We start from the raw sequence: 14,813 nt of genomic DNA on the forward strand, positions 1-14,813 counted from the left end.
TAATAAAGGTCTCTGCTCCTCAGAGGCCTTTATTTTTAATTATTCAATGAACCGCCTCGTTTTACATTCTGACTGATGCGAGCAGTTCGCTATTGTTTCAGTGCTAGGATGACGTGGAAGAATAAGAAATGGATATAACAATGAATAAGTTTGAAATTGAAGGTCAGCAACTTGCTTATCTAGATAAAGGTGAGGGCCCTGTGCTTCTATTTGGTCATAGTTACCTTTGGGATAGCCAAATGTGGGCGCCGCAAGTAGAGGTTTTAAGCCAGTCATTCCGTTGTATTGTGCCAGATCTTTGGGCACATGGTGAATCGGACGCTGCACCTGCATCGACACAGTCATTGGCCGACTATGCACAACATATGTTGGCATTGATGGATCATTTAGATATCGAAGAGTTCTCGATAGTGGGCTTATCTGTTGGCGGCATGTGGGGAGCGGAGCTAACGGCTCAAGCGCCGCAACGTGTTAAGTCACTGGTATTGATGGATACCTTCATTGGCTGGGAGCCAGAAGTTACGTATAAAAAGTATTTTGCAATGCTTGATACCATCAGCCAAGTCCAAGCAGTGCCTGCGCCAATTATTGAAGCCGTTGTGCCGCTGTTCTTTGCCAACAACGTCAATCAGGATAACCCTAAACTTGTCGCTTCATTCAAACGCAGTTTAGAAGAGCTGAACGGTGAGCGTGCGGTGGAAGTAGCTCGCATGGGGCGCATGGTGTTTGGTCGCCGTGATGTGATTGAAGATTCGGAAAAATTCGCTCTGCCGACGTTAATTGCGGTGGGCTGTGAAGATAAGCCTCGCCCGGTTTTCGAATCGTATTTAATGAAAGACTGTATCACGGGCAGTGAGTTGGTAGAAATTCCGCAAGCGGGACACATCAGTTGTTTAGAACAGCCGGAGTTCGTCAACCAAATGTTGTTGAACTTCCTGAATCGAGTTCATGCGTAACCAATGCATCCCTCTTTAAACGAAAAACTCGGCATTAAGCCGAGTTTTTTTGTGTCAGTTTCTTCTCGCCGATTTTTGGCTCGTCGCCAGACAAAAGCCGACGAATATTTTGATGATGCTTAAATACGATTAAGCAACACAGCATAGCAACAGGTAACGTGTATTGCGGTTTAAACATCCAAGTATAAAACGGAGTGACCAAAACCGTGACGAGAGCCGCTAAGGATGAATAGCGGAATAGCGCGGCTACTGACAGCCAAGTTAACATCACCAATCCTGTTAAGTCCAAACCAATCGGAGCGATAGCGCCAAGCGCGGTTGCGACACCTTTTCCGCCTTTAAAGTGGAAAAAGATGGGGTACATGTGGCCAAGACAGGCAGCAATGGCGATGACGCCAAGAATGATAGGGTCGATACCAAGAAAGTATCCGCCCCACACGGGGATAGTGCCTTTGAGCATATCGCACAACAAGACTGAAACAGCGGCTCCTCGTCCGCCAATACGCAATACGTTCGTTGCTCCAGGATTGTTAGATCCCACACTGCGTGGGTCTGGCAGTTTTAAGAGTCGACAGATCAAAACCGCACTGGAAACCGAACCTAATAAATAGGCGGCCATTGTCATTATCAGTGCCAGTGCGTCCATAGAAGTCCTTGATGGATTGGAATTTAATGCTCGGTTCCCGCGTAGTTGCTATCATACCCCGAATTTACATAATGCAGAAATCCTCACTGTGATAGAGCTTGCATTATGTGATTTCTTGTATATAAAGATGCTTTCGCAGTTTATACCTAAGTAACATTGTGATGACCAAAGTAAATGTTACTTAGGTATAGAATACTACGATCAAATTACCCCTCACGGGTATCCGACCTCTGTAATAGAAGGACATAAGATGGCTCTGGATAAAGTTTTTATTGAACAGTTAGAAGTAATCACCACAATTGGCGTGTACGACTGGGAGCAACAAATCAAACAAAAGTTGGTTCTAGATATTGAAATGGCACACGATAATAAACCTGCGGGCAAAAGTGATGATGTGCAAGATGCACTGGATTATTCGCAGGTGAGTGAGGCGGTACTTAACCACATTGAAAATGGTCGTTTCTTACTGGTCGAGTGCGTGGCTGAAGAAGTAGCAGAGCTTATCATGCTGCGTTTCTCAGTGCCTTGGGTGAAAATCCGCCTAGCGAAGCCTGGCGCCGTGCCGCAAGCACGTGCTGTTGGTGTGGTGATTGAGCGAGGCCGAGCATGATCACCACCTATATCGGTGTTGGGACGAACGTAGAAAGAGAGCAACATGTGCTTGCTGCGTATCAGGAGCTGCAACGGCTTGGAGAAAATCTCCTCGTATCACCGATATATGAATGCGAACCTATTGGTTTTAGCAGCAAGAATTTCTACAACTTTGTCGTTGCAATGCGTACCGAGTTGTCATTAGAAGAGTTGAGCCATCAACTACGCGAGATTGAATTTAAGTGGGGACGCGAAGAAAACGCGCAAAAGTATCAGGATCGAACACTGGATCTCGATATAGTGTTGTTCGGTGAGCGCGTCTCCAAGAAAAAACCTGAGCTACCTCGCAGTGATATCTACAAATATCCTTTTGTCACAAAGCCGCTGTATGATCTCGAACCGCAATTAGTGATCCCAGGCGATGGACGCACAGTCGCAGACATTTGGCATGCTATGCAGCCAGTCGATTCGCTCAAACCCGTTTCCTTTCATTTTTAATTTGAGTTGTTTACATGAGTTATTTTGAAGCCTTTATTTTGGCTCTGATTCAGGGGCTGACAGAGTTTTTGCCTATTTCAAGCTCTGCCCATTTGATCCTGCCTTCCGCTATTTTAGGATGGGAAGACCAAGGTCTAGCCTTTGATGTTGCTGTTCACGTCGGTACATTAATGGCTGTCGTGATCTATTTTCGTCATGAAGTAATCACTTTGTTTCAAGCGTTATTTGCTTCGATCTTTAAAGGAGATCGCAGTAAAGAAGCTAAATTGGCTTGGATGATCGTGATTGCGACGATTCCAGCTTGTGTGTTCGGCTTATTGATGAAAGACATCATTGAAGTGTATCTACGTAGCGCTTACGTCATCGCGACTACTACGATCGTATTTGGCCTGTTGCTATGGTGGGTAGACAAAAACGCTAAACTCGTTGCCGATGAATACCAAACGGGTTGGAAGAAAGCTGTATTTATCGGTATTGCTCAAGCCTTAGCGATGATTCCTGGAACTTCACGTTCAGGGGCGACCATCACAGCAGCGCTTTACCTTGGCTTTACTCGAGAAGCGGCTGCCCGATTTTCGTTTTTAATGTCGATCCCAATCATTACATTAGCTGGTAGCTACTTAGGCATGAAGTTAGTGACCAGTGGTGAACCTGTCCATGTTGGTTTCTTAATGACTGGCATTATCACATCGTTTATCAGTGCGTACATCTGTATCCACTTCTTCTTGAAGATGATTTCACGAATGGGCATGACACCGTTTGTGATTTACCGTCTCATTTTGGGCGTCGGTTTGTTCGCTTTTCTATTAAGTGCATAATTGATGTTAACGAAAAACGCCCGCGAAATCCGCGGGCGTTTTTGTTTGTTCGTTACTTCTTAAGTGCTGCTTTCACTGCTTCAATACGTCGTTTTTCTTGCTCGTCACGAATCGCAGGGCCTTTAAAGCCCTCTTTGATAATGGCTTGAACGTCAACTGCCGCTGCTGCTTGGTAGGCTTGCCTAAAAATATCCGCCTGTGGATATGGTTGCGTTTCCAGTCCTTTACGACCAGCGTGATCCGCTTGGCAGCAAAGCAAGATATCTTGCAGACGTTCGGACTTACGCCACACATCAAGTTTATTGAGTATTTTAATTATGGTTTGTGGTTTAAGTTCAGCCGCGCGATGAATATTGGAGTGCTGTTCGCACACCATCAAGGCTAAATCACGAAACTCATTTGGTACCCGGACACGTTCGCACAGCTTTTTGATCAGTTTTAATCCTGTATGGCAATGCATTTTGTGGCTTGGCCATTCGCTCTCTGGCGTCACGCCCTTACCCAAGTCATGCACTTGGGCGGCAAACCTGACGGGGAGTGAGTTACTCAATTTTGCGGCTTGCTCTGCCACCATCAAAGTATGGATGCCAGTATCGATTTCTGGATGCCACTTCTCAGGTTGAGGTACGCCAAATAGTGCATCAATTTCAGGTAACACCACGGTTAATGCACCACAGTCTCGTAGAACCGATAAGAAAATATCAGGGCGAGGAGTAGAGAGAGATTTATGCCATTCTTGCCAAACACGCTCGGGAGTCAGTGTGCTCAGCTCTCCGGACTCTGCCATGTGACGCATTAACCGCATGGTTTCGTCGGCAACCGTAAAGTTTAGATCAGCAAGCTTCGCTGCGAAGCGAGCGACACGTAAAACGCGTAGAGGGTCTTCAATAAAGGCGTCTGATACATGGCGTAGCAGTTTATCGTTGAGATCTTGCTGGCCACCATATGGGTCATGGATCGTGCCATCACTCTCCATTGCCATCGCGTTAATGGTTAAATCACGACGTATCAAATCTTCTTCTAAGGTGACGTTTTGATCGAAGAAACATTCAAAACCAGTGTAACCAGAACCTGACTTTCTCTCTGTTCGTGCAAGGGCATATTCTTCTTTACTTTTGGGATGCAGAAATACAGGAAAGTCTTTACCAACGGCGGTGTATCCTTGGGACAGCATCATCTCGGGTGTCGCGCCTACGACCACCCAGTCGTTGTCATAACTATCAATTCCGAGCAATTTATCTCGAACTGCGCCACCTACTAAATAAACTTGCACGAATTACCTCTTAATTTATGGATATGCCGTTGGACATTGTAGCAAGCAATGGTACTTTTCTTTACTCCTAAGAATAGAAGAAGAGCGTTTATACCATGTCTGACTATTCCCAGGTGGTTTTTTAGCTGGAGAGCCTAATGTATAAGGACTTTTTTGGGTTTGTCGAACAACCATTTTCGATTGTTCCAAACTCACGTTATTTGTATTTAAGCCAACGTCACAAAGAGGCAATCACACATCTCCAAGCTGGGCTAGGCGATGGCGGTGGCTTTGCTATGCTTACTGGCGAAGTAGGTACAGGCAAAACGACCGTCGCAAAAGCGATGCTGGCGAATTTGGGTGATAACACCAAAGCGGGTCTTATTCTCAATCCCACGTTTTCGAGTAGAGACTTGCTCGAAGCCATTTGCGATGAGTTCAAAATCACCTATCCGCCAGATGCAAACCTCAAACAGCTAAACCAGGTTATCCATCAATATTTGCTGCGTAATTATCGTTCAGGCTGGCAGACATTGCTGGTCATTGATGAGGCTCAACACCTTGCTGCCGACGTTCTAGAGCAGTTGCGCTTGTTGACCAACTTGGAAACCGATACCAGAAAATTGCTCAAAGTGTTGTTGGTCGGGCAGCCTGAATTGCAGCGGTTATTACAAACAACACAACTACGCCAACTTGCCCAGCGTATTACCGGGCGTTATCACCTGTTGCCGTTGGATGAAAAAGAGACAGAAGATTACATCGCATTTCGACTACATACAGCAGGTGGCGACCAGCAACTGTTTAATCGTGCTTCTTGTAAACTTATAGCCAAATACAGTCACGGTATACCGCGGCTCATCAACCTTATCTGTGACAAATCCCTCAACATTAGTTATCACCAGGGTAATGTGGTGGTGGATAAGCAAACCGTTCAGCAGGCCTGTGAAGAGGTGATGCAGTTTCAGGCAGATATTTATCAGCAAGATAAAAAAGAGCGCCGGACTTTCCGTTGGCCTGCTTGGGGCTCTGTCACGGTAGGCCTTATTGCTGCATTAAGTACGGGGTGGGCGGTCGTGAATTATATGCCAGCTCAAGCGACGTCAGTGTTGACACAAGTGACGGAGCCAAGAGTAGAGCCAACACCAACCGTCGTAAGCCAACAGTTAACGGATGAGCAGCGTGATTTATTGTTAACACAAAAACAGTCGAACCTCGCTGTAAATGATTTGTATCGTTTGTGGGGGTATCAAGCATCGGTTCGCGATAATCTTTGTTTGTCAGAACCGCAGTCGACTATGCGTTGTGAGCGTAAAATGGCGACTTGGCCGCTGTTGATGCAACAAAATCGCCCTGTGATCTTGGAGTTGAATTATCAAGGTGATGTTGGGTATGTCATTCTATATGCCGTCGGTAATGACCAAGCTGAAGTGCTCAATGGCAAGCAGCGTCTGCGTCTGCCAGTTTCGTGGCTAAAGCCGTTGTGGCAGGGCAATATTATCGAACTGCGGCATGCTCCGCTGAATGAAACATTACGTTTAGACATGGAAGGCCCTGCGATTGAAGTATTAGACCGATTATTAGCAGAAGCGGTGAGTGAGCCACTGCTTGAAACGTCTATTTTTGATGGTGCGATGAAAGAGCGAGTCGAGTTATTTCAACGTTGGCAAGGAATTGGTGTCGATGGTATTGCAGGTAAGCGAACGCTAGACCGACTTCAGCAAAATGTTCAGCCAGATGCGCCTCAACTGGCGAGAATAGAGAAGGAGGACGCATAATGTCAGCTGTGAAACATATAGGTCTGTTCTTGCTGCCAATCACTGCTTCTGCTATCGGAGTCGCTTGGTACTTAGATCTCTTTGCACCGAGTGTTGAAGTAGATACAACGTCCCCGATAGAAAAGGTCGAAGTGGTATCACCTTTCAAAGTATTAGACTATCCAGAGAACACCCAGTTGGCCCAATTGCCAAGAGAGTGGCCAAGTGCAGAGCTATCGCGTGATTTTGGTACATTTACCACCCCCGATGAATACACGAGCCATACACCAAGCAGAGATGAAACACGCGACTCAGCATCAACCCAAACGACTTCTGCTGCTGAAGAGGACCTCGGGTTGTCTTTGGATGATCTGGATTTATCCTCATTATCTCCAGATTTAGCTAGGAAGGTCGAAAATGCCTTATCCCGAGATGATGACAATTCGTCATCACAAACGGCACGCGTGAACGATTTAGAGCGCAACGCTCACCAGTGGCAAGGGCGTCTACCTGCGCTTAATTTGCAAACCCATATGTACGCTAGTGATGAAAATCGCCGTTGGGTGAAAATTAACAATGTTGAGTATCATCAGGGGGATGTCGTTGATGATCAGGTCACTCTAAGAGAAATACAACCGCAAGCTGTGATTGTTGAGTTCCAAGGTGAGCAAATTCGTATACCAGCGTTGTATGAGTGGAAAGGGTAACTCTTGTAGAAACACATCAAGCCAGCGAAATCATATCGCTGGCTTTTTATTTTTCAGAGCATCTTTTGCATCTATTCTGGTGATGATTTCTAGATACTCAAACAAGCAAAATATAGCTTTCCTCAGTCGTTTAAATAGCACCAATATCATTCATCTATTGATAGCGCGATTCCAGTCAGCGTTGTGTAAAAAGACACCATCTTCACGAACTTCGGAGTAATGACTTGGTCCACGTTAGACCCCATCACATAATAGGAGTCTAAACAGAGACACATGCGTATTCTGATTTTTTCTTTAAGCATTGTTGCATCGACAAGCTATGCAGCAAAGCCAGACCCATTCCCAGTTACACCAGATAGTCGCGGGCAAGATTTCATGGTCAGTGCGACGAATCCTTACGTGAGCAGTACCGGTTACTCAATATTGAAAGAAGGCGGTAATGCTGTTGATGCTATGGTCGCGATGCAGATGGTGATGTCTGTCGTTGAGCCAGATATGACCGGAATTGGCGGCGGGACTTTCGCGCTGTTTTATCAACATGACGAGAAAAAATTTCTGGCCCTTGATGGTCGAGATGAAGCGCCCTCTAGCGCGAACCCTGAAATGTTTGTTGAGAATGGGGAAGTACTCAGTCGCAACGAAATATTAGGCCCTCGTTCTGTTGCGGTTCCGGGCACGTTGCGGTTGCTTTACACCACTCATGAACAATACGGCAAGTTGCCATGGGCAGAGCTGATTAAGCCGGCGATTACATTGGCGAGCAATGGGTACGCGATGAACAGCTACACCTACGACATCGTAGTAAGAGAGCAAAGCCGACTCGAGCAAGATCCGGAAGTGAAAGCCTTGTATTGGCAAGGGGACGATATTAAGCCGACGGGAACCTTGATGAAGAACCCTAAGATGGCTGAGACGCTGAGGAAGATCGCGCAACAAGGCGATAGTTACCTTTATGGTGGTGAGCTTGGTCAGCACATCGTAGAGACGGTTAATAGTCGTATTGACGACCAACACGAGAAGTTGTCTTTAGAAGATTTTAAACATTACCAAGTGAAGCAGCGTGACATCATTGAGAACGACTACCGTGGTAATAAAATCGTCTCTTTTGGTTACCCAGCTTCGGGCGGTGTGATGGTCGCTCAGAGTCTTGAACTGCTTGCACCCTATGACATTGCCCATATGGCGAAAACGGATGTGGAACCTTGGCGTCTCATGACTGAAGCGATGCGAATAGCAAAAGCCGATCGTATTGCGTATGCCGGAGATCCGGATTATGTGGAAGCGCCAGTTGAACAGTTATTGTCTAAAGCCTATCTAGATCAGAGACGTGATTTAATCCCTGATAATGGCACTTTAAAAGAGGATCCAAAAGCAGGACAGATAACGCAAACTCAGTATGCGCAATATCAAGGCTTCGAGAGCAAAGATACAGGGCATATTTCTATCGTCGATAGAGATGGAAATGCAATTGCGATGACCAGCACGGTAGGAACGGGTATGGGCTCGGGTGTGATGGTCGATGGCGTTATCTTGAATGCGCAGATGGCTAACTTCTCACCTCAGCCAACGGTTAACGGCAAGCCTACGCAAAACTCAATTGAAGCGGGCAAGCGTCCACGTTCGGCTATTACGCCATTAATGGTGATGGACAGTGATGATAACTTGCGTTTGGTGGTTGGGTCACCAGGTAGTTCACAAATCCCGGGGTATGTACTCAAAACCGTGGTTGGGGTGCTGGATTGGAATTTATCAGCGCAAGAGGCTATTGACTTACCAAACATCCAGTATGGCACTAAGATAGACCGCACCAAGTCTTATGACCCAACTGGTTTGCTGGTGGAAAAGAAAACGTTCGCAGAAATGTTGGTGCCTGAGTTTATGGAGCTTGGCTACCCAGTGCACGTTATTCCAGTGGTAAGCGGTTTGAATGCAATTGAGCTAAAAGATGGCAAGCTTTATGGCGCAACGGATCGTCGTCGAGCCTCTAGTTCAATGGGGGAGTAGTACTCACTTCTATCAAACGAAGCAAACTAAAAAGCCAGTCAATATCGACTGGCTTTTGCGTTCTTTTTAAAGATAAAAGCGTAAGGGTTTATGCCCAACCCGCAGGAGAGCGCTTTCTACGAGGCATGACATGCGGAAGAATCAAACCAAATAGTAAACCTAAACCTGCAACACCGCCGCCATAAGTGAAGTACTTAAGCAGCATGTCATCTTTTTGTGTATCCAGCTTTGCGCGTAGCTCGCGGTTTTCTGTTTCAACAGAAGTAAGCTGATCACTGATCTCAGAGTATTTATTTTCTAGATCTGAAATTTGTTGGTTACGTGTTTCGAGAGAGGTAACAAGACCTGCTTTCTCTGCATCAGAAGTTTGACGAGCATTAGCAAGCTGCTCTTTTACTTCGGCTAGCTCTTTCTCAATGCGAGGAAGGCGAATTGCCATGCTCTCTTGGTTTGTCACAAACTTGCTTTGTACCCAACCAGTGCGACCACGGTCATCACGAACTTGCGTGTAGCCAGTATCTCGGTTGGTTTTAATCAGTTGTACTTTAGAACCGGCGTTAACACTACCAATAATACGGTAGGTGTTATTTGGACCTGAGTGCATAAAAGTGAAGAGGTCATCAGAAATATAACGGTCTGCTGCTAGGGCCGCTGGCGCTGCTAGCAAAGTAAACAAAACCGTGATGATTAGTTTTTTCACAGTAAATCCCTTAACGATTTTTCTTGGAGACAGCGTTGGCACCGAATGATTGGAGCCGGAAATAGACGAATAGTATGCAGTTTCAAACTTCGGTGCAACAAAGAAGGGAGGCAAAGCCTCCCTTTCTGTGCGTTTGAGTCAATAATGACAAAGCGCTTACATTCTATTGACGAGTGTCTTAAGCGAACATCGCTTGAAGTCCGTAGAAGAATACTACGGCCAATAACGCACCCGCTGGTAGTGTAACGATCCATGATGCCACGATGTTACGAACTACGCCTAGGTTCAGTGCTGCGATACCACGAGCAAAGCCAACACCGAGAACCGCACCAACCAATGTTTGAGTGGTTGAAATTGGCAGGCCTGTACCAGACGCTAGAACTACCGTACATGCTGTTGCTAGCTGTGCTGCAAAACCGCGGCTAGGCGTTAGCTCAGTGATGCCTGTACCAACGGTTGCCATTACTTTGTGACCTAGTGTTGCAAGACCGACCACGATACCAATACCACCAAGAGGTAGAATCCACCAAGCGATGGTGCTTTTCGTGCTGATTTCGCCCATGTGTTCAACAGTCGATACGACAGCAGACAGTGGACCAATGGCGTTTGCAACGTCGTTTGAACCGTGTGCAAATGCCATCGCACAAGCGGTGATAACCATCAGAACGCTGAAGATACCTTCCACGCCAGAAAAGCTGCGGTCTTCTTCGCGATTAGCGAATTTTTTCTGGATGTATACGTAGCCGCCAATCATCACAAGTGCTGAAACTGCTGCTGCCCACATCCAGGCTTCACCATTGGTCAGGTGAAGACCAACGTGTTTTAGACCTTTTTTGATGGTTACAAGTGCAATCACCATTGTTGTGATGAACATGTAAACAGGTACAAAACGTTTCGCATTAAACAGAGGGTTCTCTGTATCAAAAATCAGGCGTTGTGCGCTGACAAAGATAACGTAAGCAAAGAAACCTGAAATCACTGGCGTAATAATCCAGCTACCAACAATGCCTTGAACGCTGCCCCAGTCAACCGCTTCAGTACCTACAGATACGCATGCAAAACCAATGATTGCACCGATGATTGAGTGAGTCGTTGATACTGGCCAGCCCATGTAAGAAGCAAGAAGCAGCCATGTACCTGCTGCTAAAAGCGCAGACATCATGCCGTAGACAAGAACATCTGGTTGACTAGCAAATAAAGAAGTTTCGATTACACCTTTACGGATAGTGTCGGTTACTTCACCGCCTGCAAGGTAAGCACCTGCAAATTCGAAGATCATCGCAATGATGATAGCTTGTTTTACAGTTAGCGCTTTTGAACCTACAGATGTACCCATCGCATTAGCAACGTCGTTCGCGCCAATACCAATCGCCATCATGAAACCAAAAATCGCTGCAACAATAATCAGGACAGTGCCGTAGTTCGCAAGGATATCCATCGTAATACCTAGTTGTTTTATAACAAGCGGAACAAAATTTTACGCGCGCCAAACCATAAGACGATGAAAATAGCCATCGTCCCTATGACACGTGTTAATTATGCTCTTCGTTATGTCGTTAACTTTATGTTTTAAGATCGAGATAGCATGACTTCCAAACGAGCACCTACGCGCTGCGCTTGGTCGGCAATACCACCTACCCATTCAAGAATCTTGTACAGGAACATGACATCGATAGGGTTCATGTCAGCTTCAATCACCATCAACTGTTGGCGAAGTTCAATCTGCATGGCATCGGTATCATCTTCGATAACGTCTAATTGATGAATCATTTCAGCGACGAGCGTCACTTCACGGCCTTTGAAGCCGGTTTCTAGCAATTCATCAAGTTCATTGATTACCTTTTGCGCCTGATCGGCAGCATCAAGACAACGTTGAACGTAAGCGAGGAAGTTTGGTTGGAGAGCCTCAGGGATGACAAGTTGACGACCATATACACGGCCAGCAATGTCTTTTGCCAGGTTTGCAAGTTTGTCCTGTTGAGTCAAAAGCTCAAGCATGTCAGTACGGTCGACTGGCATGAACAAACCGCGAGGCAGTTTTAGACGGATTTCACGTTTCAGCACATCCGCTTCTTTCTCTAGGTGAGAAATTTGTGCACGGATTTCTGCTGCTTTTTCCCAATCACCCTTTGAAGATACTTCAAAGAATTTCACCAAGTGTGAACAACATTCGTTGACACACACAACGTGGCGTTGCAAAGGCTTAATTGGGGACTTTGCAAATAACCCCATAATTGTATTTACTGGCATGGTCATTCAACCTAATAACTATAACCTTAAAAAAACATACACCATTTCTGAGTGCTTGGCGAAATGTTGAACGATGGCTATAAAGGCGCGCATGGTAACGCATTAAATCGCTCATTAAAACTGTTTTAGATCATCATTCCGGCGATATTTCTCTCTTGCCGTGTGAGAAATTACGCAATATCCTGTTTCTATCTGCTTTGAAAGGTATAGCTATGGAAACCGAAATAGAACTGAAGTTTTTTGTTTCTCCTGAATTTTCAGAAACTTTAAAAGAAAAAATTTCTGAGACAAAAGTACTTCAGCATAGTTGTCGTGACTTGGGTAACACCTATTTTGATACTGCCGATAAATGGCTCAGAAAGCACGACATTGGTTTAAGAATTCGCCGTTTTGATGATGTATTCGTCCAAACCGTAAAGACAGCAGGACGCGTCGTCGCAGGCTTACATCAAAGACCAGAATACAATGCTGAGCACACTAGCGACGAGCCTAATCTGTCGCTTCATCCTCTAGATATTTGGCCTCCAGGTAAAGATGCAGAAACGCTGCAATCCGAGCTTATGCCATTATTCTCGACCAACTTCACACGTGAACAATGGCTGATTGGCATGCCCGATGGCAGTCAGATTGAAGTTGCTTTTGACCAAGGCTTAGTTGTAGCCAAAGGTGAAGACGAAGAAGAGAAGCAAGAGCCAATTTGCGAAGTTGAACTGGAACTTAAGTCTGGCCAAACCGAAGCTTTATTCACACTGGCACGCAGCTTTTGCGAGCAAGGTGGTATGCGCTTGGGTAACTTGAGCAAAGCGGCGAAAGGTTATCGACTTGCAAGCGGTTATGCGGGTGATGAAGTAAAATCATTGGCACTTGTGGACAGTAGTCCGACGGATACCGTTGAATTTTGCTTGATCAACTCTTTAGAGCACGCTTTGTCTCATTGGCATTATCACGAGCAAATTTATGCTGAGCGTGACAGCGTGGAAGCACTGCGTGAAATCAGTAATGCCATTCGTTTCATTCGTCAAACATTGACCATTTTTGGCGGGATTGTCCCTCGTCGCGCGAGCGCGATTCTGCGCCAAGAGCTTAAATGGTTGGAAGAAGAACTGAGTTGGTTGGATGAGCATGCACACCTTGAAGAGCTTTTAGATGACAAAGGCAATGTGCTGCGCAAGTTGGATGCACGTAAGTTCTTAGTATCTGAGTTGACTCAGCAGTTACAAGAGTTGCCAAGCCGTGAAGAAGTGCTAGGGTTGCTCAATTCCGCGCGTTACACAGGGTTACTGCTGGATCTAAGCCGCTGGATCTTAGCGCGCGGTTGGCAGCCATTTCTTGATGAAAAAGCACGTGAAAAAATGGCAAGTAATATCATGCCGTTTTCAGTTACTCAGCTCGATCGCACTTGGGCTGAGCTAATGGAAGCTTTCCCAGCAGAGCGCGATTTGACGGCGCAAGAGTACGTTGATCAGCGTTATCGCTTATTGCGTAACCTCTATACTGGTATTGGTTTCGCGAGTTTGTATAACTCGGATGAGCGTAACAGCTTCCGTTTACCATGGGCGGATCTGGTGCATGGTATCGATGATCTGCTAATGCTGAACCACTTGCTCCCGTTGGTTGATATGCTGGAAGACGCAGAAAAAGAGCAGTTAGAACGCTGGTTGCACCGTCAAGAGCGCTCAATTTTGCATGCAATGGATCAAACCCGAGCGATCAGTGTGGAAGTTCAGCCTTATTGGCGTGAATGATCGTTCTGGTGATAAGAACAAAAAAATAGGACCGCATGGTCCTATTTTTTTGTCTCTGTTTTACGTTGTTGTAGCTCTTTTTCCATGAAATCGAGTCGTTCTAGTATTTGCGCTTGTTGGCTTAGGAGCTGCTCGAGCATACGTTCTTTATTGATTGAACTGTGCGTCTGTTGTTTCGTTGGGGCAGTAAGGATAGAGGTGATAAGACCCGAGATCATACCAAAGATACCCACCCCGCAAACAATGATGATGACAGCCAAAAACTTTCCTATGGAGGTCACTGGATAATGATCGCCGTAACCAACCGTTGAGATCGTTACAAATACCCACCACAAAGCATCGGCGCCAGTGCGAATATTCGCTTCTGGGTTTTTCGCTTCGATAAACAGCATTGCACTAGAACCGAGCGTTATGAGGATAACCATCAATAGCAGTATAGAGGCGACCGTAGTTTCGCGGCGGTTTTCTTTGAGCTGATGCAAAATGAACTTTGACGAACGCAGTACTAATACCACTCGCATAATATGAAAAATACGAGCAAAGCGCAGGGGCTCTATCAATGGGATGCTCGCCACGAAATCTATCCAATGACGTTTAAGGAATAACCAGCGATCTGTGGACCGGATCAAATCAATGGTGAGCTGTAGTAGAAAAATACTACAGATTATGAAATCCAGACCGATAAGAACTTGACGGGTTTCGTGATCGATCGGGAAAAACAACAAGCCAGAGATCACAAATAGTGCCATAAAAGACAATATTAGTGACAACAGGCCCATCGGTCGTGTGCTGTCTTTGATATCATTGTTTTTCATACGAAGCTCAAAATAAATCGCGTAACCACGCAAAGCGCGAACATAACTATAAGTAATATAAAGATTATAGATAAAGA

Annotated in this window: 14 protein-coding genes; 8 read left to right on the top strand and 6 right to left on the bottom strand. The window is 45.7% G+C overall.

Annotated elements, in window-relative coordinates; genetic code table 11:
* Window positions 1-140: 140 nt before the first annotated feature.
* Window positions 141-956 (top strand): alpha/beta fold hydrolase, encoded by an 816-nt coding sequence (locus R7Q41_RS10445; RefSeq protein WP_005379855.1) that lies wholly within the window; start codon window positions 141-143, stop codon window positions 954-956.
* A 34-nt stretch (window positions 957-990) separates the two neighbouring features.
* On the opposite strand, the gene plsY is transcribed toward R7Q41_RS10445, so the two are convergent.
* Window positions 991-1,602, bottom strand: a complete 612-nt coding sequence (gene plsY, locus R7Q41_RS10450) for a glycerol-3-phosphate 1-O-acyltransferase PlsY (RefSeq protein WP_005379857.1) — start codon at window positions 1,600-1,602, stop codon at window positions 991-993.
* A 250-nt stretch (window positions 1,603-1,852) separates the two neighbouring features.
* On the opposite strand from plsY, the gene folB reads away from it, so the two are divergent.
* The 3 genes from folB to R7Q41_RS10465 are packed head-to-tail and all read left to right on the top strand — an operon-like array spanning window position 1,853 to window position 3,509.
* Window positions 1,853-2,212: a dihydroneopterin aldolase gene (folB, locus tag R7Q41_RS10455; protein ID WP_318144488.1), complete on the top strand. Its 360-nt coding sequence runs from the start codon at window positions 1,853-1,855 to the stop codon at window positions 2,210-2,212.
* Window positions 2,209-2,691, top strand: a complete 483-nt coding sequence (gene folK / locus R7Q41_RS10460; protein WP_005387457.1) for a 2-amino-4-hydroxy-6-hydroxymethyldihydropteridine diphosphokinase — start codon at window positions 2,209-2,211, stop codon at window positions 2,689-2,691. The genes folB and folK overlap by 4 nt, the downstream gene beginning before the upstream one ends.
* Before the next feature lie 14 nt (window positions 2,692-2,705).
* Window positions 2,706-3,509, top strand: coding sequence for an undecaprenyl-diphosphate phosphatase (locus R7Q41_RS10465; protein WP_017820255.1), 804 nt, complete (start codon window positions 2,706-2,708; stop codon window positions 3,507-3,509).
* A gap of 52 nt (window positions 3,510-3,561) precedes the next feature.
* Here R7Q41_RS10465 and R7Q41_RS10470 read toward each other — a convergent pair whose 3' ends face one another.
* A complete protein-coding gene (locus R7Q41_RS10470) occupies window positions 3,562-4,782 on the bottom strand; it encodes a multifunctional CCA addition/repair protein (protein WP_005379907.1) in 1,221 nt (406 codons plus the stop codon).
* A 137-nt stretch (window positions 4,783-4,919) separates the two neighbouring features.
* Here R7Q41_RS10470 and R7Q41_RS10475 point away from each other — a divergent pair, with 137 nt between their 5' ends.
* From R7Q41_RS10475 to ggt, 3 genes are all read left to right on the top strand, one after another.
* The gene (locus tag R7Q41_RS10475; protein ID WP_025768392.1) at window positions 4,920-6,536 is read left to right on the top strand and encodes an ExeA family protein; all 1,617 of its coding nucleotides are present in this window, start codon (window positions 4,920-4,922) and stop codon (window positions 6,534-6,536) included.
* Window positions 6,536-7,222, top strand: a complete 687-nt coding sequence (locus tag R7Q41_RS10480; protein ID WP_005379904.1) for a general secretion pathway protein GspB — start codon at window positions 6,536-6,538, stop codon at window positions 7,220-7,222. The genes R7Q41_RS10475 and R7Q41_RS10480 overlap by 1 nt, the downstream gene beginning before the upstream one ends.
* 273 nt (window positions 7,223-7,495) lie before the next feature.
* Window positions 7,496-9,226 (top strand): gamma-glutamyltransferase, encoded by a 1,731-nt coding sequence (gene ggt, locus R7Q41_RS10485; protein ID WP_104978779.1) that lies wholly within the window; start codon window positions 7,496-7,498, stop codon window positions 9,224-9,226.
* Between the two features lie 88 nt (window positions 9,227-9,314).
* Here ggt and R7Q41_RS10490 read toward each other — a convergent pair whose 3' ends face one another.
* The 3 genes from R7Q41_RS10490 to R7Q41_RS10500 form a co-directional block, all read right to left on the bottom strand.
* Complete coding sequence (locus R7Q41_RS10490) at window positions 9,315-9,926, bottom strand: TIGR04211 family SH3 domain-containing protein (RefSeq protein WP_005379900.1); 612 nt, start codon at window positions 9,924-9,926, stop codon at window positions 9,315-9,317.
* A gap of 178 nt (window positions 9,927-10,104) precedes the next feature.
* The gene (locus R7Q41_RS10495) at window positions 10,105-11,364 is read right to left on the bottom strand and encodes an inorganic phosphate transporter (protein WP_005379898.1); all 1,260 of its coding nucleotides are present in this window, start codon (window positions 11,362-11,364) and stop codon (window positions 10,105-10,107) included.
* A gap of 131 nt (window positions 11,365-11,495) precedes the next feature.
* Window positions 11,496-12,176 (bottom strand): TIGR00153 family protein, encoded by a 681-nt coding sequence (locus R7Q41_RS10500; RefSeq protein WP_005379896.1) that lies wholly within the window; start codon window positions 12,174-12,176, stop codon window positions 11,496-11,498.
* 212 nt (window positions 12,177-12,388) lie between these two features.
* Here R7Q41_RS10500 and R7Q41_RS10505 point away from each other — a divergent pair, with 212 nt between their 5' ends.
* Window positions 12,389-13,921: an inorganic triphosphatase gene (locus tag R7Q41_RS10505; protein WP_005379894.1), complete on the top strand. Its 1,533-nt coding sequence runs from the start codon at window positions 12,389-12,391 to the stop codon at window positions 13,919-13,921.
* Window positions 13,922-13,962: 41 nt separating this feature from the next.
* On the opposite strand, the gene R7Q41_RS10510 is transcribed toward R7Q41_RS10505, so the two are convergent.
* Window positions 13,963-14,736 carry a potassium channel family protein gene (locus tag R7Q41_RS10510; RefSeq protein WP_005387432.1) on the bottom strand — a complete coding sequence of 258 codons (774 nt, stop codon included), beginning with the start codon at window positions 14,734-14,736 and terminating at the stop codon, window positions 13,963-13,965.
* Window positions 14,737-14,813: the final 77 nt, after the last annotated feature.

Origin of the sequence: Vibrio sp. 2096 (assembly GCF_033339595.1) — a bacterium.
Classification (GTDB): Bacteria; Pseudomonadota; Gammaproteobacteria; order Enterobacterales; family Vibrionaceae; genus Vibrio; species Vibrio alginolyticus.